Origin of the sequence: Bradyrhizobium sp. 149, from assembly GCF_023073915.1 — a bacterium.
Taxonomy (GTDB): Bacteria; Pseudomonadota; Alphaproteobacteria; order Rhizobiales; family Xanthobacteraceae; genus Bradyrhizobium.
The window spans coordinates 860494-880651 of the sequence record NZ_JADPKK010000022.1 but is presented as its reverse complement, the minus strand read 5'-3'; the positions used below and the strand labels follow the sequence as shown (position 1 = coordinate 880651).

Below are 20158 nucleotides of genomic sequence, written 5' to 3'. Positions count from 1 at the left end.
GCGCCATGGAAGATCTCAGCTTTCGACATCCGGTCCGCTCCCGCGCGGACGGCGCGAGGCGAAGTGCGATTATCGGCGTGGTCGCCTCGGGCAATCTGGAGGTGCTGGTAGAGCGTGTGCTGCCGGACGCGGAATGCGCGATCGAAATCAGGACCGTGGCGGTCGGCTTCGGTGACGTCTGGAGTGCCGTGATTGGCGACTTCGTCGAGCGCTATTCACCCGGCGGACTGAAGTTCTCAATCAATGACGGCGGCGCGCGTCCCGATACGGTCTCGCTTCGGCTGGCGCAAGCGGTGCGATTGATCGCGGAGAACGGCCAATGATCGCTCCGCTCAAGGACATCACCCCGGCCGAACGGGCCCGCAGCACCAGCTTCAACGAGGCGTCGGCGCGCACGCGGCTGGAGCTGTTGCTCGATGCCGGGAGCTTCGTCGAGTTCATCGGACCGGAGCAGCGCGAGGTCAGCCCGCATTTGAAGATATTCGATCTTCCCGAGCAATTCGACGACGGCATCGTTGTCGGTCGCGGCAACCTCGACGGTTCGCCGGTGTTCGTCGCCGCGCAGGAGGGCCGCTTCATGGGCGGTGCCTTCGGCGAGGTGCATGGCGCCAAGCTGACGGGGCTGCTCCGCGCCGCGCGCCAGATCGGCTCGATCCCCGTTCTGATTCTGTTCGATACAGGTGGCGTCCGGTTGCAGGAAGCCAATGCCGGCGAACTTGCCATCGCCGAGATCATGCGCGCCGTGATGGAAGCGCGCAGCGCCGGCGTGAAGGTCATCGGTCTGATCGGCGGCAGGTCCGGATGCTATGGCGGCGGCGGCCTGATCGCAGGCTGTTGCTCCGCGCTCGCCGTTTCGGAGCCGGGACGGATCGCGGTCTCGGGCCCCGAAGTCATCGAGACTAATCGCGGCGTCGAGGAGTTCGATTCCCGAGATCGTGCCCTGGTCTGGCGCACCATGGGCGGCAAGCACCGCCGGCTGCTCGGCGCCGCCGACGTGTTCGCCGACGACAATGTGCAAGATTTTCGCGAGGCTGCGCGCGAGTTGCTCCGCCTGGTCGGACCTTTCAGCCTCGACAGGCTGAGGGCCGAGCAGGAGCGGCTTGCCCAAAGATTGCGCCGCTTCGGCGCCTGCGAGGATGCCGTTGATATCTGGACGGAGGAGGGCATCCCGGATGCGGAAACCGTTCCAGAGCTGCCTGCCGACCAGTTCGTCGCGCTCGCCAACAGGATCGGGAGGACCAGCCGTGACGCTCGATGACATTCTCACCTCGCTGTTTCCGGACGGCCATGAGGTCAGCAACGATAAGGGCATCATTGCCGGGTCAGCGACACCGCGGTCCGGCGGCAGAATGATCGTCATTGGTGTCGCGGATCGGACTGCGCTCGGCGTCGACGAAGCGATCAGACTTTCCGACCATGTCTTAGGGTCGATCGGTCGGGATTCCGGTCCGATCCTGGTGCTCGTCGACAGCGACAGCCAGCGCATGAGCAAGCGCGACGAGCTGCTCGGGCTGAATGAATTCCTCGCGCATCTGGCGAAGGTGCTGATCCATGCGGACGTGAACGGCCGCCCGACCATCGGCCTCCTGTACGGTCACTCGGCTGCGGGTGCCCTGCTTGCGACAGGCCTTGCAACGCGCGTGCTGGTCGGATTGCCCGGGGCGGATCCAGCGGTGATGGACCTGCCGTCGATGGCGAAGGTCACCAAGCTGTCGATGGAAGCGCTGCAGGAGAAGGCGAAGTCGACGCCGGTGTTCGCCCCGGGCCTGTCCAACCTCGCACAGATGGGCGCCATTCACATGACATGGAGCAACGCCGCTTCGCTCGCCGACCAGCTGGAGGCGTTGCTCGCCGACATGCCGGCTGCGCAGGATCGGCGAGATGCGCTCGGCAAAGAGCGCGGCGGCCGGCTGAAGGCCGCCGAGATCGCGGAGCGTGTTCGTGGCCTGGCCCTGCAAGCACGGTGAGCGTCCACCGGGTCGTCATGACCTCGTCTTCGTCAGCCCCGCGGGATGGCGCGCCATGCTGGACGCGCGCGAGGATCTCGCAGCCGATTCCCTTCTCTCGCGCTGGCCCAAAATGCGATGGCCCGCGATCAGGCGGCGCGCTTTGCCATGCGAGGCAAGCGGCGTCGCGCTCGGCCTGCCCTTGCCGCCCTCGGCCGGCAAGAAACGGATCTCCCTAATCGTTCATATCGACCACGTCGCCGCGGTTGCGAGGCCCCCATTGTTGCGGCAGGCGCGGGCTTACGCGCCGCGCAACTGGTGGCCGACGCTCGACCGGCTGGAGGCGCTCGCGCTTCGCCATACGGTGGACGCGCGGGTCTTCGGTAGCCTGGCCTGGCAGTCATTGACCGGGCTCGACTACGTCACCGGGCTTTCCGACCTGGATGTCCTGTTTGAGTTTCAAGACAAGATCGACATCGATCGTTTCGTTGCTGAAGTCGCCGCGATCGAGACCGGCGCGCCGATGCGGCTTGACGGCGAGCTGATGGGCACCGACGGCGCTGCAGTCAACTGGCGCGAATTCCACGGCGGCGCGGGCGAGGTTCTGGTCAAGAGCATCGACCGCGTGGTCCTGCTCGGCAGGCATCAATTCATCTCGGGAGCGAGGGGATCATGATCGTCACGGCCGCAAGAGGCCCGGAACGGGCATATCTGCGCCAGGCGCAGACGACACCTGACGTCTCCGCCATCGGCGCCGTCGCCGCCGATTGTCTCGTGCAGGAGCTCGAAACCTGGCCAAAGCCGGGGCTCGTGAGCCATGTCGACAACGGCAGTCACGACGACATGGATGCGGCCACGTTTCGTCGCAGCGCCGCGGCCATCAGGCCCTATCTGCAAGGCCTGGCCGATGCGGGCGCGCTTGGCTCCGGTATGGGGCGGCTGCGGATCATCGGCCTGGAGGCGGAGCGCGCCATGCTCGCGGCGACGTCGGGGGTCAACACGCATCGTGGCGCGATCTTCGGACTCGGCCTGCTGTGCGCCGCGGCCGGCGCGAGGGCTGGCGGGTTGGTCGATTCCGCGCTTCCGCTCGGCCACGCCGTGGCGCGCCTGTGGGGCGACAGCATACTCGATGGTCCGGTGCTGCTGCACAGTCATGGCAGCGTGGCCCGCCGGCGCTTTCGCGCGGGCGGTGCACGCATCGAGGCCGCGACGGGATTTCCCAGCGTGTACGGGATCGGCTTGCCGTCCCTGCGCAGAGCGACGTCCGTCGTGCCGCAGGATATGGAGCCCGCCCGGGTTGAAGCGTGCTTTGCCCTGATCGCATCCGTCGAAGACACCAATCTCCTGCATCGCGGCGGGCTCGACGGCCTCCGCTTTGCGCATGACGCAGCGCGGAGCTTCATCGCTTCAGGCGGCGTCCACGCGCCCGACTGGCGTGCGCGAGCGCAATCGATCCACGAAAGCTTCGTCGCCCGCCGTCTCAGCCCGGGTGGATCGGCTGACCTGCTTGCCATGACGCTCTTCGTCAACGCCCACGAAAGGCCGATTACATGATGTCAAACGCGATCCTGATGGCGCTGGTGCCGGTCTTCTTCGTTCTATTGCTGGGATACGCCGCCGGAAGATTTCATATCGTCGACAATCTCCACGTCGACGCCCTCAACGCACTCGTGATGGATTTTGCGTTGCCAGCCTCGCTGTTCGCCGCCACCGCCTCGGCGTCGCGCCGCGAGATGATCGAGCAGATCCCGCTCTTCCTGGTGCTCGGCGTGACGATGCTGCTGCTCTATCTCGCCTGGTATTTTGCCGCACGTGGGTTCTCCAAGGTCTCCCGGTCGGAAGCATCGTTACAGGCGTTGACGATCGGCTTTCCGAATCTAGCCGGCGTCGGCCTTCCGATCATGACGTCAGTCGTGGGGCCGGACGGCACTGTGCCGGTTGCCGTTGCATTGGCGGCGGGCTCGATCCTCATCAGTCCGCTGACGCTGATCATGGCGGAAATGGGCGCCGCCAAGGCTCGCGGCGAGCAAATGGCGGCGCGGCAGGTCCTGACGGCAATCCGGCGTGCGATCACCAAGCCGGTGGTGCTCGCGCCCGCGCTTGGTATCCTGTTCTCGTTGTCGGATGTGAGCCTCGACGCGTTGGCGCATGCGAGCCTCGCGCTGATAGGAAGTTCGGCCGCCGGCGTCGCCCTGTTCCTCACCGGAGCCATTCTGTCGGCGCAGTCGTTTCGGCTGGATTGGAAGATCACCGCTGCAACCGTCGCCTCGGACATCGTGCGCCCGCTGTTGGCAGTTGCGGTCATTTGCGTCATTCCGATCACGCAGGATGCTGCGAAAACGGCTATTCTGCTCGCCGCCGTCCCCTCTGGCTTCTTTGGAATCTTGTTCGCAGTCAACTACCGGCTAGATTCTGCAAGGGCAGGGTCCATGGTCATAGCCAGTACCGGTTTCAGCGGGGTGACCCTGGCGATCGCAATCGCGCTGCTCTATCCTCATTAGGCCGGGACCATGACGCTTGCGATCCTTTGCTCGGGGCAAGGCAGTCAGCATCGGGACATGTTCGCTCTCACGGGCGATGCGCCGGAAGCCGCGCAGCTGTTTGCGCATGCGGCCGCATTGCTCGGCGGCCGGGATCCGCGCGATCTAGTGCGCGGCGAAGCCGATGAGACCCTGCATCGCAACCGTGCCGGCCAGATTCTCTGCACCTTGCAGCCGCTCGCTGCGGCGCGGGCGCTCGGAGATGTCATCCCGCATGGCGTCATCATTGCCGGCTATAGCGTCGGCGAGGTCGCGGCCTGGGGTGTCGGCGGCTTGTTTGATGCGACCACCACGCTCGATCTCGTGGCGCGCCGCGCGGAGGCCATGGATGCGGCCACGCGCGCGGGCGACGGGCTGATCTTCGTCCGCGGCCTTTCCCGAGACGAGATCGGTCGCCTTTGCGAACGCCACGGCGCATCGATCGCCATTGTCAATCCGGGCGACGCCTTTGTCATCGGCGGCGGCCGTGAGGCGTTGAGCAGGATTGCCGAGAACGCGCGGGGGATGCACGCCGCAAGGATCATCGCTTTGCCGGTTGAGGTCGCCTCCCACACCAAACGGCTCGCCGCGGCGTCCGCCGTATTTCGTGAGACCTTGCGCCTGGCACCGGTGGTCTTCCCGCCGGCGACCGGTGCGCGCATTCTGAGCGGAATAGATGCCGCTCCGGTCGTCTCGCTCGAGGCCGGCCTCGACAAGCTTGCCGCGCAGATTTCCCAAACCGTGCAATGGGCAGATTGCCTGCTAGCCTGTGTCGAAGCGGGCGCGACGGCATTCCTCGAACTCGGACCGGGACACGCGCTCAGCGGCATGGTTGCGGACATCGCGGCCGGACTTCCGGCTCGCTCCCTGGATGATTTCAGGAGCCTTCAGGGCGTCCGCGCCTGGGTTGCACGTCGCCTGAGCGCCTAGCGCGAGCAAGTTCCGGAGAGACGATGCCGTCGATCGCGCCGCGCCGTCAAAAAAGGGGGCCGTCCTTGGGGGGAGGACGGCCCCTAGAATGCTCGTATGCCCAGGGAGGAGAGAGGCTCGAGCGGTGACTTGGAGGTCTCAGTCACTTAACACGCGCAGCATCGCCGATTCCGCGGGCGAAGTATTTCACGTGCGCAAATTATTTCCCATTTCGCATGATTCACGCAGGTCCACCGGCAGGACAAGAGACATTGGCGCGCGTGCCGGAACCGGATCGGCGCTGGCGAGCCCCGACGAGGCCAGCGCGTTCCGGCTGGCGCATCGCCAACGTGCCGGAGTTTCGCCTGCGATCCGTTTGAAGACGGTCGAGAAATGCGCCTGAGTGCAGAAGCCGACCACCAGCGCCACTTCAGCCAAAGGGGTCTCTGTATGCGACAATAGCGATTTCGCATGCTCGATGCGCTGGTGCAGGAGGTACTCGCGCGGCCGGTATCCGGTCGCGGCGCGAAACTGCGCCGCGAAGTGCATGCGGGAGAGTCCCGCGGCCCGGGCAAGGTCCGAGAGGCTGATGCAGCGGCCGTAGTGCGCCCTGACATACTCCTCTACGCGGCGAAGACGCCATTTCGGCAAGGCATTGACTTTCGTGTGCGGCAGTTCGCGTCGGGCTACGTGCATCGCAAGCGTCCGGGCGATGCAGTGCGCGAACTCCTGATCGGCCGATTGGCCGTGTTGCATCAGCGCCTTAGCGAGCTGCTCGGCGAAGGGATCGCGCAACAGCACGAGATCGTTCAGGCCATTGGGCGTGAGCGGTCTGGTCTCCGGCTGCATAGATGAAAAGCAATTGGCAGAGAGGTGAAAGTGCAGGAAGTCGCACGGCGCTTGGAACTGCGCGCTGAGCTGCTGGCAGGGCGCGCCGACGTATAGCGTCCCGGCTGGCATAATGCCGTCAAAGACGGTCTGATTGCCCCTGGTCAGCTTGAGCCGGGTCGTCTTCAGGGCTATCGCGAGGAAGTACCGGTCGGCAGGCGTTGTCGCTTCTTCGTGCCTTACGCCTGTTTGCGTATAGGTCCAGCGCGAGATTGTGATCTCCTCGAGCGCGGTACGCGCGCGTTGCCCCGGCTGACGCCACGTCCGTTCGCAGAAAAGTGCAGACGTCCCCAATGAAGAATCTGGTTCGCGGTGGCTGGGTTGATACCTCAACCAAGCGCCGGCCGCTTGCATATCGGTGAGCATCATTCATTCCCTGTCTCAGGTCTTGCTGTCGGACTGCCGAACGCAAGAACCGCATGCCACGACGATATGTTTAGTCCCGCCACAAAGCTTGTGATCGATCCTTAAGAACTGTGAGATTTTGCAAAATGCGGAGGAGCGACCGTATGTGGCCAAGACATTAAATAGATCAGGCGGTGAAAGGCCTTGGCTGCTGATCAGGATTTTGCATGTTCCGTGTGAGACAGCCCCGGGAGATGGATGGCGGCTCGCTTTCACGATCGATTCAGGGAAGCCGCGGAGAAGCGTCGAGACCGGGGTGGGGCCTGGAACGACTTCTCAGCCGGAGGAATTGCCGGTTCGCGAGAGCAGGGCAGCGCTTCCAAGCCTGGTGGCGGCTGCGATGTGGGTCGGCAGGCAGTTCGGACAGGGCGGGCGACCTTCGCCGAACCAGTCCGACAAGGGATCCGTGAGGCCCGTACGGAACAGGTCGAACCAGGTTTTGGCGGTCCCCGCACAGGCTGTCGGGTCGTCACCGTCGCGGGTCATGCCGGAGACCAGCGGCACCTTCCGGCGGCACGGCGTCGATGGGATCCACGTTGGCAAGCCCTGCGTGCCCCGTGCGGCGTTCGACACCTTGATGCCGCGGGGCACGGTCTTCACGTGTCCCAATGTGGGTCCGGCGTAGCCGACCAAGCGTGCTTTTGCGCGATCGCTCACGCAGACGTGGGCTATATTGGTCTCTTTGGAGTAGCCGTCGCCCAAGAAGTGTTGGAATCAATGACCGAGACGTTGCTGACGCTCGTAATGGCACAGTCTCCTGCTCGCGGCAGGAGGTTGGTGATTTAGCCGTCGACCGGACCGACCACGCCGGTCCGCCTCGGCGGCAGCATCGGCGTTGCTTCGCATCGCGCACGATCCCCTCGGCAGAGCGGTGGGCGCCGCCGATGTCGTGATACGCCTGCGAGTATGAGATGGCCGGGCGGTCTATAGCGGCGAGTGGCCTGCCAGCGCCTCTTCGAGACAGCGGATGATCTCGTCACCGCTGGACGGCTTGCCGAGATAACAATGTGCGCCCGCCGCCATGACGCGCTGGCGCACAGTATCGTTCGGAAATGCGGTCATGAAGATGATCGGGAAATTGCGGCCTGCGGCAACCAGCCGCGCCTGCAGCTCATCTCCCGTGATAACGGGCATCTGGACGTCGGCGATCATGCATGCCGGATCGTCTCCCGGCGCGTTTTGCAGGAAGTCCATGCTGGTTTCGTACGCCTGCGCCTCGTAGCCGATCGAACGCACGAGGCTCGCCAGCGACGCGCGAACGCCTTCGTCGTCGTCCACGATCGCAATCACCGGGGTCTTGGCCATAGGCGCTTAATCCTGACTGCGGTGTTCCGCAAGGAGAGCGTCCCCCTTTGCGCGGCCGATGGGGCCTTATGCACCCGGGGCAGTCTCGCCGGAATTATACTCAGGTTTGGTCCGTAGTCCTGCGGGTCTGGGAAACTCCGAGCGCCTCGGCCTTGCGAACGAGATCGGCGAACGACCGGACCCCCATCTTGCGCATGACGTTCCCGCGGTGGATCTTGACCGTGATCTCGCTGAGGCCGATCAGGGCGGCGACCTGCTTGTTCATCAGGCCGGCGGTGACATGGCCCATCACCTCGCGCTCGCGCGCCGTCAAGGTCTCGTATTGGGCGCGGATGTCCTCCTTGGTCGCGGCTTCGGTCCGGTGCTGCGCATCGCGCTCGAGCGCGGCCGTCACGGCGTCGAGCATGTCCTGGTCGCGAAACGGCTTGGAAAGGAAATCGACAGCGCCGGCCTTCATGGCACGCACGGACATGGGAATGTCCCCATGGCCCGTCATGAAGATGATCGGATAGCTGATGCCCTGCCGGACGAGTTGGCTCTGCAGATCGAGCCCGCTCACCCCGGGAAGGCGGACGTCCAGCACGATGCAGCCAGGGCCGTCGGGCAGCGAGCCGCCGAGCAATTCGGCCGGCGAGCCGAACAGGCGCGTCTCGAGGCCGACGGATCGGAACAGGCTGTCGAGCGAGGCGCGGATTCCCGCGTCATCATCAACGATGATGACGACTGAGTTGAGGGATCCGGCCGGCGGTTGCGCGTGATCTGGTCGTATCATGGTCGAGTGTTTTCTTGGTCATATGGCAGTGTCAGGCGGAATGTCGCTCCCGCGCCGGGCGTGCTCTCGGCTGACAACTGGCCTCCGTGAGCTTCCACCGTCGTCCGGCAGATCGCAAGTCCCATGCCCATTCCGCCGCGCTTCGTCGTGAAGAACGGATCAAACAGGCGCGGCATGTCGTCGGGCCGGATGCCGGGGCCGCTGTCCTGCACCGCGATGGCGAGTCTCTCTGGGTCGACGGCGCTGGCGCGTAGCGTGACGGTGCGGGAACCGGGCTGGTCCGACATGGCCTGGCCAGCATTGACCAGCAGATTAACAAGCACCTGCTGAAGCTGGATCCGGTCGCCGCGGATTGGCTTCAGGCCAGGCTCCGTCTCGACAGTGAGGACGACGTCATCATTCGCGAGCTCCCGCGCGACCAGAAGGGCCGCTTCCTGGATGATCTCGGCGACGTCGAGACTGTCCCGCTGGGCAGGCGCCTTCTTCAGGAAGGTCCGGATGCGGGCCACGACCTCGCTGGCACGGCGGCCTTGTGCGACGATGTGAACGATCGTGGCTGCGACCTCCTTCAGATCGGGCTTGTCGCGCCGCAGCCATCGTAAGCCGGCTTCGCCGCTGGTGACTATTGCCGCCAGCGGCTGATTGACTTCGTGCGCAATTGAGGCGCTGAGCTCGCCGAGGGTGGCGACGCGCGCGGCATGGGCAAGTTCGGCCTGCGCCGCGAGCAACGCATCCTGCGCCTGCTTGCGCTCGGTGACGTCGATGACGAAGGTGAGCACGTTGCGATCGCCGTCGGGCCCGGAGGGAAACGTGATCGTAAACAGCACGGGAACCTTGCGTCCGTCGAGCCTGACGAGCTCGGTCTCGCCTTCGTAGAACGGCTCGCCTTCCGCAAACGCGACCAATGCGCCGAGGAAATTCCGATCGTTCTCGCCGAGAAGCCGGTCCACATTCTCGGTGAAAATCGCGGCGCCGTTTGCCCCTGCTATCGCCTGCAGGGCCGGATTGACGTCGGTGATTCCAGCGAGCCGGCGGACATGCCGGACGAAATCGGGATGTTGCACCAGATAGTCGCGCACGTTGGCATCCGCGGTGTCCAGCGACTGCAGCGCGGCTCGGACTTCGCTCCAGTCCTCTTCGACCACGCCGATCCGGCTTGCGTCGAACATCCTGCGGTATCGCTGCTCGCTTTGCACCAGCGCGCTGTGTGCTGCGACGCGCTCGGTGACGTCGGTATGCGTTTCGAGCACCCCGACGGGCTTGCCGCGCCGGTCGTGCTGCAGGGCCCATCGGGCATCGACGATGAGCACGGCGCCGTCTTTCGTCCGCTGCTGCACGCGGCCTTCCCACCTGCCGGTTTGGAGCAGGCCGGCTTCGATGGTTTCGCGCCGATCGGGATATGTGGTTTGCAGAAGCCTGTCGGCAAGCTGCCCGAGCGCCTCGTCGGCCGACCAGCCGAAGGCCTGCTCGGCGGTCTTGTTCCAGAAGGTAATCACGCCGCCGCGATCCCTGACGAAGATCATGTCATGCGAGAGGTTGAGCAGGCGCGCCTGCGCCGCGAGGCGCTTCGTTGCCGCATGATTCTGGAGCGCCAGTAAGGTCGTGATCCCGATCGCCGCGAGGCTCACCAGCAAGCGAAGGGCGGGCGAGGCGATGCTCTCCAGATCGTGCGACAGGAGATAGGCGATAATCGTCAGGACAACGCAGCCGGTCGCGGCGACGATGGTGTCGTCGCGCCGGTTCGTCTTCGCTGCGAGCAGGATCGTCACGACGTAGAGAACCGCAACCGCGCCCTCAAGCGGGGTCAGCACATCAACCAGGAAGACCGCGATGGCGAGCACGGCGGACCAGAATCGCAAGCCGGCGCGGCTCATGGATGAACCCGTGGTTCGATCATGAGCCGTCATCGTCGCTGGCAGTCGTTCTTTTCATACCGGCAGCGTTGATGCCGCGATTTGATCGTGTCCACAACATCTAGCGGCGTGATTTTCGTGCTCGCGTGGAAGACCTGCGCGCCACGCAATCCGGAGAAAGCACCGACGTGTGGTATTCCCCGGAAAAGCCGGCCAACTCGCCTGGTTCCACGGCGAAGCCACGCAAAAAGCGCGTCAACTTATCGCAGGCAGTTCGCGCCGCGAGTCCCGCCCGCATCCGCGACGCCGGTGAGGTGTCGCGTCGGCATTCTCACCAGACGAACATGCCGCGAACATACCTAGGTATGACTCGGTTAACCCGAGAACCTATCGACTCACCCGCGCGTAGAATGGATCGCGAGGACCGCCGAACTACTCTGCTCTCATGACATTCGGACAAGCCGGTCAGGCCTGGCCGGATCGAAAACGGAAGAAGGAGAGTCGACGATGTCGCTGCAGGTGTCACGCTCACAGACGGTTTTGGATCATGACGTTCGCGCAATCGATATCTCGGCGGCCGATCGCGATCGGCTCGGGCTGTCGAAACTTCCTGACCGGTTCGACCAAGGCGAAACTATGCTGTCTTTGGTCCATCTGGACGTGGCCCTGGCGGTCGAGACGTATGCGGCTGATGTCGAGCGCACAGCCGCTCGCGAGCCTCGCTTCAGGCTCTCCGGAAAACTCCTGGCGGGGGCGCCTGCCGAGAGCGAGACGGCATTTGCAGCGGGAGAATTCACCGATCCGGTCATGCAACGGCTCGCGGATGCGCTCGCGGCAACCGAGGCCACGCACGATACCCATTCCGCCATCATGGCCGACGCGCTACGGCTTGCGATCCTCACCCGGACGTTCAGCCGGCAGGCGACAGGCGGACTAGCTGAGCTCGATCCGGCTGACACCGTTCACGAGCAGGACGGAACCCGGACCGTACGGTCATTGCAGAATTGGCGTCTCAAGCGCGTCCTGCAATATGTCGACAAGAATCTGACCAGCAAGATCACGCTTCAGGACATGGCCGCCGTGGCCGGTCTGAGCAGGATGCACTTCGCCGCGCAGTTCCGCGCAGCCACCGGCGTGCGGCCTCACGAATATCTGCTGCGGCGGCGCATTGAGCGCGCTCAGGAGCTGCTCAAGCAGGCCGAAATCACTCTGGTCGATATCGCCTTGACCGTAGGCTTCCAGACCCAGGCGCATTTCACCACGGTGTTCAAGCGCTTTGTCGGCGATACGCCGTATCAATGGAGGAGCGCCTATCTCGCGCAATTCATGCCGCTGCCGCGCGCAGGAGCAGGCCCGTCATGAACAACATTGGCATTCAAGCCCTTCTGCTGCCGCTCGCGAGCACTCATTTGATGCTGACGCACCATGACCTCATGGCGATGATCGAGATCGTCCGCGCTCTCGGCAATTCGTATCGCCTGGCTGCGTCAGAGCCGGGGAGCAGCTTTCTTCATGGACGTCTCGCCTTCAACTTCTGTCGGGGCGTTGTGATGTGGCTCGCGGTAGGCGGCTGGGCCTCTGGGGCAGAGCGGGATGCGCAAAGACGGAGCCAGCCCTTGTGCCAGCGCCGCGATCAGGAGGAACGCCGACATAACTTCCAAGCATCAAGACGTGTGGAGATTCCCAATGCTCGAACGACGGGTTCTTCTCGCCGGGCATCGTTGCGACGCGCTTCGATCGTGATGAACTTAAGTCCTTGAGCTTCAGTGTACGAACGATAGCCGACTATTCTGGCGACAGAAGGCGTTCCCGATGACGCGGCGGCCGCGGTAGCGCTGTTTGTCGCGACGGATGGTGCTCTTGCGGTTGCGGCGACATGGGACGACGGGTGTGGCGCCGCACTACAAGTCAACGTTGCATAAGCCGCACGCACGGCTCGCTCATCTCCCCCGACCCGGTGCTGGACGTCTTTGTAAGACGTGGCGTCGGCACGAATGGCCAGAGAGTGTCAAGAAAATCAGTTAAGTGACTGATTTCGTGCGGAATTGGGGTGGTTTTGGCGCTCCCTAGCGGAATCGAACCGCTCTCTCCACCGTGAAAGGGTGGCGTCCTAACCGATAGACGAAGGGAGCAAACCTAAGGCCCCGCCGCTTTTCGCGGCACGGCCGCTGGCCGCCCGACTCGTGCCCGGCGGCTGCAGCGGGCGAACCTATAATGGCCTTTGGCGCCCTCGGCAAGCCGTTCGGGAACGCTCTTTTAGGCCGGTGGGCAGTGTCGCCCCCGGGTCATTCGGGGGCGAATTCAACGATTTCTTAGGGTTCCCTAGCTAGCGCTGGACTGGGAGAATTTGAGCCAATGCCACAGCCCAAGAAGCGCGCGGCCCGCAAGTCGCTGTCGCAGCACGCCTGGATCACGCTCGACGGCGGGTTCGCGGCACGGCATTGCCTGGTCCAGGACATCTCGAACTCTGGGGCGAAGATCACGCTGGACGACGATGCGAGCCAGCTCCCGGGCGTGATCCGGATGGCGTTCGCGCGTGATGCGCGGACCGGGCGGAGCTGCCAAGTGGTCTGGCGCCGCGGCAAGTCGGCCGGCATCAAGTTCATCTGACCCAGGGCGAAGCGACTCCCAATGGCGCATGGCGCTTGTCCGCGCTACAACGGCCGCATGCGTGCGCCGCTCCTCATCCTGATCTCGTTGCTGACCATGTCCGCGGCCGCGGCGGAGGCTCTGCGTCTGCCGCCTCCGGAGCGCCCACAGGCCGGCAAGACCTTGCCGCTGAAGGGCGCCGGCGGGACGGCGAAGGCGGGCTCCTGCGCCGCCTACGGCCGCGGCTTCCATATGGTCGAGAGCACCGGCACCTGCGTCAAGATCGGCGGCTCGATCAGCGTCGAGACCACGGTCAGGCGCTGAGGCCCCATGCCGACAGATATCGTGCGCCCCGAGATCATCGTCCCGTTCGTGATGTATTGCGCGCTGCTGTGGTGGGTCGGCCGCGGCCTGAGCTGGACCGCGCGGCTCGCCACCGCGGCCGTCACGCTCGTGCTGATCGTGTGTGTGCTGCTGTTCGAGCGTGGCTGGCCTTAAGGGCACCCAAACAAAAAACGCGAAAACAACCCCATGCACAGTAGCCGTCATGTCCCGGCGGCCCGCGCCAAAATGCCGATTCAGCGTGCCCCGAAAGCAACTTGCGCCGCATCACCGCTCACGACATCGGCGGTGCCACATATTTTGCGAATCCGGGCCGTTTGCCGAGGTCGGCGAGCCAGCGCGTCAGATGCGGCTGCGCGGGCCGGGCGACGCCTTCGACGCCGAGCCAGCGCCGCGCATAGGCGCCGATGGCGATGTCGGCGAGCGTGAACGCATCGCCGTCCATGAACGGGCGCGATGAGAGCAGGCGGTCGGCGATGGCCCAGACCTCGGCGGCGGTATCGGCATCCCGCTGCACCTGGATCATGTCGCGCTCGGCCGGCGCCGTGCGCACGATGCCCCAGAACACCGGGCGGTCGACCGGCTGCACCGTCGACAGTGTCCAGTCGAGCCAGCGGTCGACGCTGGTGCGCAGCTTCGGCGCCTCGGGATAGATCGGCGTGCCGCGGCCGTGCGCGAGGCTGAGATAGCGCATGATGGAGTTGGACTCCCACAGCACGAAGTCGCCCTCGACCAGCGTCGGGATCCGCGCATTGGGATTCATCGCGAGATAGTCGGCCTCGCGGGTCTTGCCGAACGCCATGCCGGCGTCGATGCGCTCGTAAGCCAGGCCGAGCTCGGTGAGGCACCACAGCACTTTTTGCACGTTGACCGAATTGGCGCGGCCCCAGATCGTCAGTTTTTGCTCCGGCACATCATCCTCCCGCAGCGTTTGTTTCGGCGCGGGTGATAGCGGAATTCGCGGCGGCGAGCGACGCGCGATTGCGCCGATCCTCTCATGCAAAAAGCTCCGCCGAGGCGGAGCTTTCCGTAAGCAAGTTGCACTGTATCAGCGGCCGAAGAACAGCCACAACAGAATGATCACTGGGATCGGCACACCCAGCATCCACAACAAAATACCGCGTCCCATCGCGTCCTCCTCCAATTGCATTTGTCAGGAAGAGAACGCCGGCGACGCGGGCTTGTTCCAGCTGCGAGCCTACCAATGGCCGGTGTTGGGCATCGACGACCAGGGCTCCCGCGGCGGCTTCGGCTCGCCCTTCTGCAGGAGCTCGATCGAGTGCAGGTCCGGCGAGCGGACGAACGCCATGTTGCCATCGCGCGGCGGCCGGTTGATGGTGACGCCGGCCTTCTGCAGCTTCTCGCAAGTGGCGTAGATGTCGTCGACCTCATAGGCGAGATGGCCGAAGAAGCGGTCCTCGCCATACTTCTCCTCGTCCCAATTCCAGGTGAGCTCGACCAGCGGCGCGCCGCGCGTTTGCGGCTGCTTCTTCAGCGCCTCGAGATCGTCCGAAGAGCACAGGAACACCAGCGTAAAACGTCCCTTGTCGTTCTCGATCCGCCGCACCTCCTTCAGTCCCAGCGCATCCTGGTAAAACTTCAGCGCGACATCGAGATTGCGCACGCGCAGCATGGTGTGGAGGTATCGCATGGTTGTTGCTCCCTGGAACGGATGGAGGGTTTTGGTTTTCGGCGGGGGCGATGAATAGCAGCAAAATGTGAAAAGGGGCAGGGGGAGCGTGCACGTGCGCGTGAGGGGGAAAACGGCTGGTGAAGCAAACCACCCAGCCTGCACCAGGGCGGTCGACAAGCTTGCGTGATACGCTCAAGCAAACGGAGCCACATCACAAAAAGGGTAAGTTGATGGAGGACGAAATGGTGAAGCGGGTGAAGGTGGGCTCAATTGGTGGTAGTAGGAACGCCGGAGATGTTCTTTAGGGGCGGGAAATGTTCGACGAGCTGAAATATCGTTGGGCGCTCAGGAAATACCTGAAAGCGCAGCACGCGCTATACCGAGCTTATGACCAAACCGGGTCACGCTCGCGCTTGCTCTTATTGGCAGCATCTTCGGCGTGTTAGCTTACTTCAAAAAGTGAGAGTTATGACTTTAAGAGTTACGACTTTAGAAGAGTAAAACCAATCCCGCAAAGCAAACGTCGTTGCTGCCGTGATCGTTGGCTTGTCGGGCTTCTGACGCTCGGGCTTGGTATTGCCAAATTCGCTTCCGAAAAGATGGGCACGCAAGCTGGGTAGTGCTGGTGCAGTGAAGCCGGCTGCATTTTCTTGCAACGACAAAGTCATAGCAAACAGAATCCTTTTGTTCTCGCGGGGACGGGGATTCAGGAGCAATGAGAAGCAGCAGGGCTGATCAAGGCGTTGGCAGATGAACTCCTGCTGAGGATGCCGGGACTAAGCCGAGATTCTGGTGGTGGAAATCTTTGGGCCGACGTCGAGCGTCGGCGGCTCGATGAGCTTCATGCTGATCTTCGTGCTCGTGGTGCTGGCTGTCGCGATTTACGAGGCGTGGTCGAACAAGCGCGGCGCCCTTGGAGGGATCATCAACGTCCTCGCCGCTGCTTTTGGCGGCCTGGTCGCGGTTGCTCTGATCGGAATGGCCATGCAGGCGATGCTGCCGTACCTTCATCTCGAAGGTTCGCTCGCGTCGTCGCAACATGCCCTGAAATATATCCTCGTCGCAGCCATTGCGATCGTGGTGCTGGGATCGTGGATGCCGCTATGGGCGGTCAACCGGTTCCGTGACTGAAGAGACCTTCAGGCGCCGCCGACCCCACACGACCTGTCGTGAATTGAAAACCCGCCCCTGACATTGCCAGGGGCGGGTTTTGAAATTCACGCGAACCGGTATCCGCTCTCGCTCGAGACGGATCTAGTGGCCGGTGCCGGGCTTTGTCGTCTTCGGCGGCTTGCCGTCTTCGATCCGGCCTTCGTTGCGCAGGTCGCGACCTTCCTGAGCCTTCTTCTGGCTCTCGGCGGACTTGCCGTGTTCGTTCATCTCCTCTTTGATGAACCCGGCGCCTTCCTTCACTTTACCTTCTACGCTCATGTTGATCTCCTCGTCTGAAGACGGGTCAATGCGCGCGCGACCTGACCGTTCCGTGCCCCAAGATCGAGCGGGGCAGTTGCCTTGAACAGTCGGATCGGAGCAAGCGAACCTTGGCGAGCAGCTTACCTCGAATTGCTGCGGGACTTGGTGCCGCCTTGGTCGCTGCCGGGGCCGGAGCCGCCCTGGCCGGAGGCGTCGGGCCTCACCATTCCACCCTTGCTCGTGCCGTCATGGCTCATGCCGGTCGTGCCTCTGGTCATCGTGCCCTTGTCCGTGTTGTTCATGCCGGGCTTCTGCATGTTGTCCGACTGCGCGGCCGGGCCCGTCTGGTTCTGGGCCAAGGCGGTGCCGCACATGAGGCCGAGGGCGGCGGTCGCAATGATGAGCTTCTTCATCTCAAACTCCTGGTTGGTTTGCGTGGTGGACCAACGGGAGCGCGGAAGCCCCGTTCCCAGACGAGGCGTTCCGAACTAGAAAGTCTGGTCTGCGATTAAGCCGCGATCCGCCGGTCGGCGGGGCCCGTCAGGTGCTTGAGCACTTCGGCATGCTCCAGGTCGGGAACCGCGATGGCCGTGTGACTGTAGATCGCATGGGTTCGTGAGTTTGCGATTCCGTCCAGGATATCGCCGCCCTTGATGACATGGAGGCCCATGCCCTCTCCGGACGGGAAAATCGCGAGCACCACGTCATAGGCCGTGATGACGGCGCGAAGCGCTTCGGCCTTGTCTTCGGCAATGTCGACGAAAACACGAACATCGGCCGCGAGTTCACGCAGCTCGTTAAAATCCAGCACTGTGGGATACTCCAACGCAACGATACTGAGAGGAGCTTGGAGGCGTTAGGTTACCGAAGTCTCAACGGCGCAGGCCCAGTCACAGGTTTCACGACGAGGTGCCCCCGCGAGGCGGTAGACGAGCGCGCGTTGCCGCCTGCTCGACAACGCGCCGGCACGGAAAGAACGTTTGGGGTGGGGAGGGACTAAGCGCGCCTGATACCCAAAAGGCCGTCAGAGGATGGGCGCGTGACTTACACGCGCGCGACCTGGCGTATGCGCTATTTGGCCTATCCTTATTTAGCGTATCCTTGGGAGCGGAGCCACGCGATCTTGCGGTCGCCGTTGATCCAGTCGTCGGCATCTGCCTTGCTGGTGAAGCCCTTGATTTCGCGCTGTTCGCTGTCCGGGTAATCCGCCAGGATTTTCCAGTCGTTGTCTGCAATGCGGACGGTTTTGAAGGTCACTTTTGTTTTTGCCATGCCGCATTATGCAGGAGATGGCCGGAAAAGAGAACCCTGCCTTGTGACGGTCACCCGCATGGCCCGGGCGCAGACCTCGGGCCCGGCCTGCTCGGAAATGGCCTGTCCGGGTCCCTGAAAGCGAAAGCCCCGCCTGGGGAAAGCGGGGCTCGCGGATGGGGTGAAGCTTGGGGACTTCAAAGAGTTAGGCGCCCCAGGGAGAAAATGGTTCAACCAGAAAACGGCGCAAGCTGCGGCATCTTTCCTGGAACGTCCGGGCCCCCGCAGAACCCCTGCTTGCGTTTTAGGCCTCGATGGGTTTTAAGCCCCGTCACTTCATGAAAGTTGGCATGAATCAGAAGCGCGTTGCGCGGTCGGACCGCGTCCTGAGCAAAGCCTGCTCGCGCGCACAGAAGGAAATTCAGACATGGCGAAGATGACGAAGACCCAATTGATTGATGCAATTGCCGAGGGCACGCAGCTGTCGAAGAACGACGTGAAGGCGGTCGTCGAGTACATGGCGACGGTCGGCTACAAAGAGCTCAACGAGTCCGGCGAGTTCGTCATTCCCGGCTTCGTGAAGATGTCCGTGGTGAACAAGCCGGCGACCGAAGCCCGCATGGGCGTCAATCCCTTCACAAAGGAGCCGATGCAGTTCGCGGCGAAGCCGGCGAGCAAGTCGGTGAAGGCCTCGCCGCTGAAGGTGGCCAAGGACTCCGTCTAAGGGTTGGCATTGCGTTGCGGCGGCTTCGTTTCGCGGAGCGCCGCAATGACTGCTTGCTTATGCTGAACCGATAAGGAACTCTCGTCAGGAACCCTCGGGCGTCGTCAGGCTTTGCTTCCGAAAGGGAGAAATCACATGACTGGTCTCAGCGAAGAAGAGATTCGAAACCGGGCCTATCACCTCTGGAAAGGGGCCGGCGAGCCCGCGGGCACGATGGACACTTTCTGGTATGAGGCCGAAAAAGAGCTCCTCGCCGAGCGCACCGCGCAAGGCGAAGTCCCACCCGGGATGACCGACAATTTACCGGTCTAACGGTGGACACAGGCCAGCGCGCCGCCGATCGTCAAAGCAGCCACCCGGCGTAACGCCCGGGTGGCTGCTTTGCTGTTGGGCCAGCGCTCGGATGGCGGCGCCTGCCTGCAGGCGCTTCAAAGAAAAACCCCGGCATTGGGGACCGGGGTTCTTCAAGCTGGCCGGCCGCGTCGCACAGCCGCCAGCACCACTGAATTCGATCGGACAACGCGGACCGGGAAATTTCGTTCCGGCTGCTACTCCTGCGACACGGACACGTCGATGATCGGCGGCGTATCGACCTGGCGCTCGCGCCAGACGACGAGATCGCATCTGGGATTGAGCCACTGATATTCGGAGCCGCGCGCCTTCAGGTGCGCAAGCGCTGCATCGTGTGCACTGGTCTGGTCCGGCGCCTCGACCATGATCTCCACGGTCTCCTCGATCTGACGAACCACCTCGACGGCGTAGTATTTCCTGGTCACGGTCCCTCGCTCCCGAATGGCTAACGGGGAGGGTGGTGGCGCGTTCCCCAAAAGAAAACCCCGCGCTTTCACATGGGGCTTCTTGGCTGGCCGCGACGGGATTTTCAGTGCCTGGCCGCCAGTTGGGTCCCGAACTTAAGGTGAAAATCCAAAAGCAACCGCGCCAGCGCCTGAATGGCCCAAGGCAATGTGCCAGCGAATGTCGCGGGAGGGGCTGGACTTTTCGTTCTCATTTTGTTCTAGTGAAGCATCTCTTTTGGAGGTGTCCATGACTGTCGAGAAACAACGCGAAGTGATCAGACTCTGGAATCAACTCAGGAAGCTCGAGGGCCCGGCCGCGGAAGAACTCCGCATCCAGATCCTTGAATGCTTTTCGGAAAGGGATTTGCCGGGGAAGAACTCGTCGGGGAAGGACAGGGTGAAGCGAGCGGCGTGATGAGCGTTGCGCTACGTCGATGACTTCAGGCAATCGCGCCCGCTTTCACTGATCATTAGGAATCGTTTCGCGCTGAGTTTCCCGACTCCGATTCGTTCCCTGCGAACGAAATGGAGTCGGATGCAGAACAAGCCGTGCCTTCTGTGTCGATGCGGCACACGCCCTAACCAAGCCGGCGTGATGCTTCGCACAGTCTCCTCTGCGTGTCCTCATTAAGGAATGAGGCGAGGGAGACGCGACATGGATGCGGGCTGGTTTTCTCGAGATGTTGGTCGAGATCGCAAAAGTGTTCTGGTACGACCGGCACCCGCGCTTGCGCAAAGGCAGGCCGTCGGTGCCGCAGGTGCCGCTGCGATCGAAATCCGAAGAGGCGATGTGAGGCGCGGTCGTTTATGAT

At 63.3% G+C, this 20158-nt stretch carries 30 protein-coding genes and 1 tRNA gene; 17 read left to right on the top strand and 14 right to left on the bottom strand.

Annotation, left to right across the window (positions count from 1 at the left end; translation table 11 throughout):
- Positions 1-5 precede the first annotated feature (5 nt).
- Genes mdcC through IVA88_RS21880 form a run of 7 tightly spaced genes read left to right on the top strand, consistent with a single transcriptional unit; the run spans position 6 to position 5395 of the window.
- Entirely contained in the window at positions 6-323 is a 318-nt protein-coding gene (mdcC, locus tag IVA88_RS21910) for a malonate decarboxylase acyl carrier protein (protein ID WP_247499245.1), read from the top strand.
- The gene (locus IVA88_RS21905; RefSeq protein WP_247499244.1) at positions 320-1258 is read left to right on the top strand and encodes a biotin-independent malonate decarboxylase subunit beta; all 939 of its coding nucleotides are present in this window, start codon (positions 320-322) and stop codon (positions 1256-1258) included. Before mdcC ends, IVA88_RS21905 begins: the two co-directional genes overlap by 4 nt.
- Positions 1245-1967 (top strand): biotin-independent malonate decarboxylase subunit gamma, encoded by a 723-nt coding sequence (gene mdcE / locus IVA88_RS21900; RefSeq protein WP_247499243.1) that lies wholly within the window; start codon positions 1245-1247, stop codon positions 1965-1967. The genes IVA88_RS21905 and mdcE overlap by 14 nt, the downstream gene beginning before the upstream one ends.
- Complete coding sequence (gene mdcG / locus IVA88_RS21895; protein WP_247500384.1) at positions 1942-2622, top strand: malonate decarboxylase holo-[acyl-carrier-protein] synthase; 681 nt, start codon at positions 1942-1944, stop codon at positions 2620-2622. The genes mdcE and mdcG overlap by 26 nt, the downstream gene beginning before the upstream one ends.
- Positions 2619-3500 carry a triphosphoribosyl-dephospho-CoA synthase MdcB gene (gene mdcB, locus IVA88_RS21890; protein ID WP_247499242.1) on the top strand — a complete coding sequence of 294 codons (882 nt, stop codon included), beginning with the start codon at positions 2619-2621 and terminating at the stop codon, positions 3498-3500. The genes mdcG and mdcB overlap by 4 nt, the downstream gene beginning before the upstream one ends.
- On the top strand, positions 3497-4447 hold the full coding sequence (locus IVA88_RS21885) for an AEC family transporter (RefSeq protein ID WP_247499241.1): 951 nt from the start codon (positions 3497-3499) through the stop codon (positions 4445-4447). The genes mdcB and IVA88_RS21885 overlap by 4 nt, the downstream gene beginning before the upstream one ends.
- 9 nt (positions 4448-4456) lie before the next feature.
- Positions 4457-5395, top strand: coding sequence for an acyltransferase domain-containing protein (locus tag IVA88_RS21880; protein ID WP_247499240.1), 939 nt, complete (start codon positions 4457-4459; stop codon positions 5393-5395).
- A gap of 186 nt (positions 5396-5581) precedes the next feature.
- Here the strand turns inward: IVA88_RS21880 and IVA88_RS21875 are convergent, their stop codons facing one another.
- From IVA88_RS21875 to IVA88_RS21855, 5 genes are all read right to left on the bottom strand, one after another.
- Positions 5582-6628: an AraC family transcriptional regulator gene (locus tag IVA88_RS21875; RefSeq protein WP_247500383.1), complete on the bottom strand. Its 1047-nt coding sequence runs from the start codon at positions 6626-6628 to the stop codon at positions 5582-5584.
- 315 nt (positions 6629-6943) lie between these two features.
- The gene (locus IVA88_RS21870; RefSeq protein ID WP_247499239.1) at positions 6944-7267 is read right to left on the bottom strand and encodes a hypothetical protein; all 324 of its coding nucleotides are present in this window, start codon (positions 7265-7267) and stop codon (positions 6944-6946) included.
- 324 nt (positions 7268-7591) lie between these two features.
- The gene (locus IVA88_RS21865) at positions 7592-7972 is read right to left on the bottom strand and encodes a response regulator (protein WP_247499238.1); all 381 of its coding nucleotides are present in this window, start codon (positions 7970-7972) and stop codon (positions 7592-7594) included.
- Positions 7973-8072: 100 nt separating this feature from the next.
- Positions 8073-8744, bottom strand: coding sequence for a response regulator transcription factor (locus IVA88_RS21860; protein WP_247499237.1), 672 nt, complete (start codon positions 8742-8744; stop codon positions 8073-8075).
- A complete protein-coding gene (locus tag IVA88_RS21855; protein ID WP_247499236.1) occupies positions 8741-10618 on the bottom strand; it encodes an ATP-binding protein in 1878 nt (625 codons plus the stop codon). The genes IVA88_RS21860 and IVA88_RS21855 overlap by 4 nt, the downstream gene beginning before the upstream one ends.
- A gap of 615 nt (positions 10619-11233) precedes the next feature.
- On the opposite strand from IVA88_RS21855, the gene IVA88_RS21850 reads away from it, so the two are divergent.
- Positions 11234-11959 carry an AraC family transcriptional regulator gene (locus IVA88_RS21850; RefSeq protein WP_247499235.1) on the top strand — a complete coding sequence of 242 codons (726 nt, stop codon included), beginning with the start codon at positions 11234-11236 and terminating at the stop codon, positions 11957-11959.
- Complete coding sequence (locus IVA88_RS21845; RefSeq protein ID WP_247499234.1) at positions 11956-12357, top strand: hypothetical protein; 402 nt, start codon at positions 11956-11958, stop codon at positions 12355-12357. Before IVA88_RS21850 ends, IVA88_RS21845 begins: the two co-directional genes overlap by 4 nt.
- 297 nt (positions 12358-12654) lie before the next feature.
- On the opposite strand, the gene IVA88_RS21840 is transcribed toward IVA88_RS21845, so the two are convergent.
- Positions 12655-12729, bottom strand: a tRNA-Glu gene (locus IVA88_RS21840).
- A 223-nt stretch (positions 12730-12952) separates the two neighbouring features.
- On the opposite strand from IVA88_RS21840, the gene IVA88_RS21835 reads away from it, so the two are divergent.
- The 3 genes from IVA88_RS21835 to IVA88_RS21825 are packed head-to-tail and all read left to right on the top strand — an operon-like array spanning position 12953 to position 13684.
- On the top strand, positions 12953-13207 hold the full coding sequence (locus tag IVA88_RS21835; protein WP_247499233.1) for a PilZ domain-containing protein: 255 nt from the start codon (positions 12953-12955) through the stop codon (positions 13205-13207).
- 57 nt (positions 13208-13264) lie between these two features.
- Positions 13265-13510, top strand: a complete 246-nt coding sequence (locus IVA88_RS21830) for a hypothetical protein (RefSeq protein ID WP_247499232.1) — start codon at positions 13265-13267, stop codon at positions 13508-13510.
- Positions 13511-13516: 6 nt separating this feature from the next.
- Positions 13517-13684, top strand: a complete 168-nt coding sequence (locus IVA88_RS21825; protein WP_247499231.1) for a hypothetical protein — start codon at positions 13517-13519, stop codon at positions 13682-13684.
- Positions 13685-13802: 118 nt separating this feature from the next.
- Here the strand turns inward: IVA88_RS21825 and IVA88_RS21820 are convergent, their stop codons facing one another.
- The 3 genes from IVA88_RS21820 to IVA88_RS21810 all read right to left on the bottom strand — a co-directional run bounded on the left by IVA88_RS21820 (position 13803) and on the right by IVA88_RS21810 (position 15829).
- On the bottom strand, positions 13803-14441 hold the full coding sequence (locus IVA88_RS21820) for a glutathione S-transferase (RefSeq protein WP_247499230.1): 639 nt from the start codon (positions 14439-14441) through the stop codon (positions 13803-13805).
- 285 nt (positions 14442-14726) lie between these two features.
- Positions 14727-15179, bottom strand: coding sequence for a VOC family protein (locus IVA88_RS21815; protein WP_247499229.1), 453 nt, complete (start codon positions 15177-15179; stop codon positions 14727-14729).
- A gap of 434 nt (positions 15180-15613) precedes the next feature.
- Positions 15614-15829, bottom strand: a complete 216-nt coding sequence (locus IVA88_RS21810; protein WP_247499228.1) for a hypothetical protein — start codon at positions 15827-15829, stop codon at positions 15614-15616.
- 175 nt (positions 15830-16004) lie between these two features.
- On the opposite strand from IVA88_RS21810, the gene IVA88_RS21805 reads away from it, so the two are divergent.
- Positions 16005-16292, top strand: coding sequence for a hypothetical protein (locus IVA88_RS21805; protein ID WP_247499227.1), 288 nt, complete (start codon positions 16005-16007; stop codon positions 16290-16292).
- Positions 16293-16415: 123 nt separating this feature from the next.
- Here IVA88_RS21805 and IVA88_RS21800 read toward each other — a convergent pair whose 3' ends face one another.
- The 4 genes from IVA88_RS21800 to IVA88_RS21785 all read right to left on the bottom strand — a co-directional run bounded on the left by IVA88_RS21800 (position 16416) and on the right by IVA88_RS21785 (position 17846).
- Positions 16416-16592 (bottom strand): hypothetical protein, encoded by a 177-nt coding sequence (locus tag IVA88_RS21800; protein WP_247499226.1) that lies wholly within the window; start codon positions 16590-16592, stop codon positions 16416-16418.
- Between the two features lie 122 nt (positions 16593-16714).
- Positions 16715-16987 (bottom strand): hypothetical protein, encoded by a 273-nt coding sequence (locus IVA88_RS21795; RefSeq protein WP_247499225.1) that lies wholly within the window; start codon positions 16985-16987, stop codon positions 16715-16717.
- Between the two features lie 95 nt (positions 16988-17082).
- Positions 17083-17385, bottom strand: a complete 303-nt coding sequence (locus IVA88_RS21790; protein WP_247499224.1) for a hypothetical protein — start codon at positions 17383-17385, stop codon at positions 17083-17085.
- Positions 17386-17660: 275 nt separating this feature from the next.
- Complete coding sequence (locus tag IVA88_RS21785; protein ID WP_007591378.1) at positions 17661-17846, bottom strand: hypothetical protein; 186 nt, start codon at positions 17844-17846, stop codon at positions 17661-17663.
- Between the two features lie 406 nt (positions 17847-18252).
- Between IVA88_RS21785 and IVA88_RS21780 the strand changes: the two genes are divergently transcribed.
- Both IVA88_RS21780 and IVA88_RS21775 read left to right on the top strand, forming a co-directional pair.
- Positions 18253-18549, top strand: coding sequence for an HU family DNA-binding protein (locus IVA88_RS21780; protein ID WP_247499223.1), 297 nt, complete (start codon positions 18253-18255; stop codon positions 18547-18549).
- A gap of 135 nt (positions 18550-18684) precedes the next feature.
- Positions 18685-18861, top strand: coding sequence for a DUF2934 domain-containing protein (locus IVA88_RS21775; protein ID WP_247499222.1), 177 nt, complete (start codon positions 18685-18687; stop codon positions 18859-18861).
- A 236-nt stretch (positions 18862-19097) separates the two neighbouring features.
- Here IVA88_RS21775 and IVA88_RS21770 read toward each other — a convergent pair whose 3' ends face one another.
- Complete coding sequence (locus IVA88_RS21770) at positions 19098-19325, bottom strand: hypothetical protein (RefSeq protein ID WP_247499221.1); 228 nt, start codon at positions 19323-19325, stop codon at positions 19098-19100.
- A 268-nt stretch (positions 19326-19593) separates the two neighbouring features.
- Here IVA88_RS21770 and IVA88_RS21765 point away from each other — a divergent pair, with 268 nt between their 5' ends.
- Positions 19594-19761 carry a hypothetical protein gene (locus IVA88_RS21765; RefSeq protein ID WP_247499220.1) on the top strand — a complete coding sequence of 56 codons (168 nt, stop codon included), beginning with the start codon at positions 19594-19596 and terminating at the stop codon, positions 19759-19761.
- Between the two features lie 244 nt (positions 19762-20005).
- Positions 20006-20140 (top strand): hypothetical protein, encoded by a 135-nt coding sequence (locus IVA88_RS32475; RefSeq protein ID WP_256466818.1) that lies wholly within the window; start codon positions 20006-20008, stop codon positions 20138-20140.
- Positions 20141-20158: the final 18 nt, after the last annotated feature.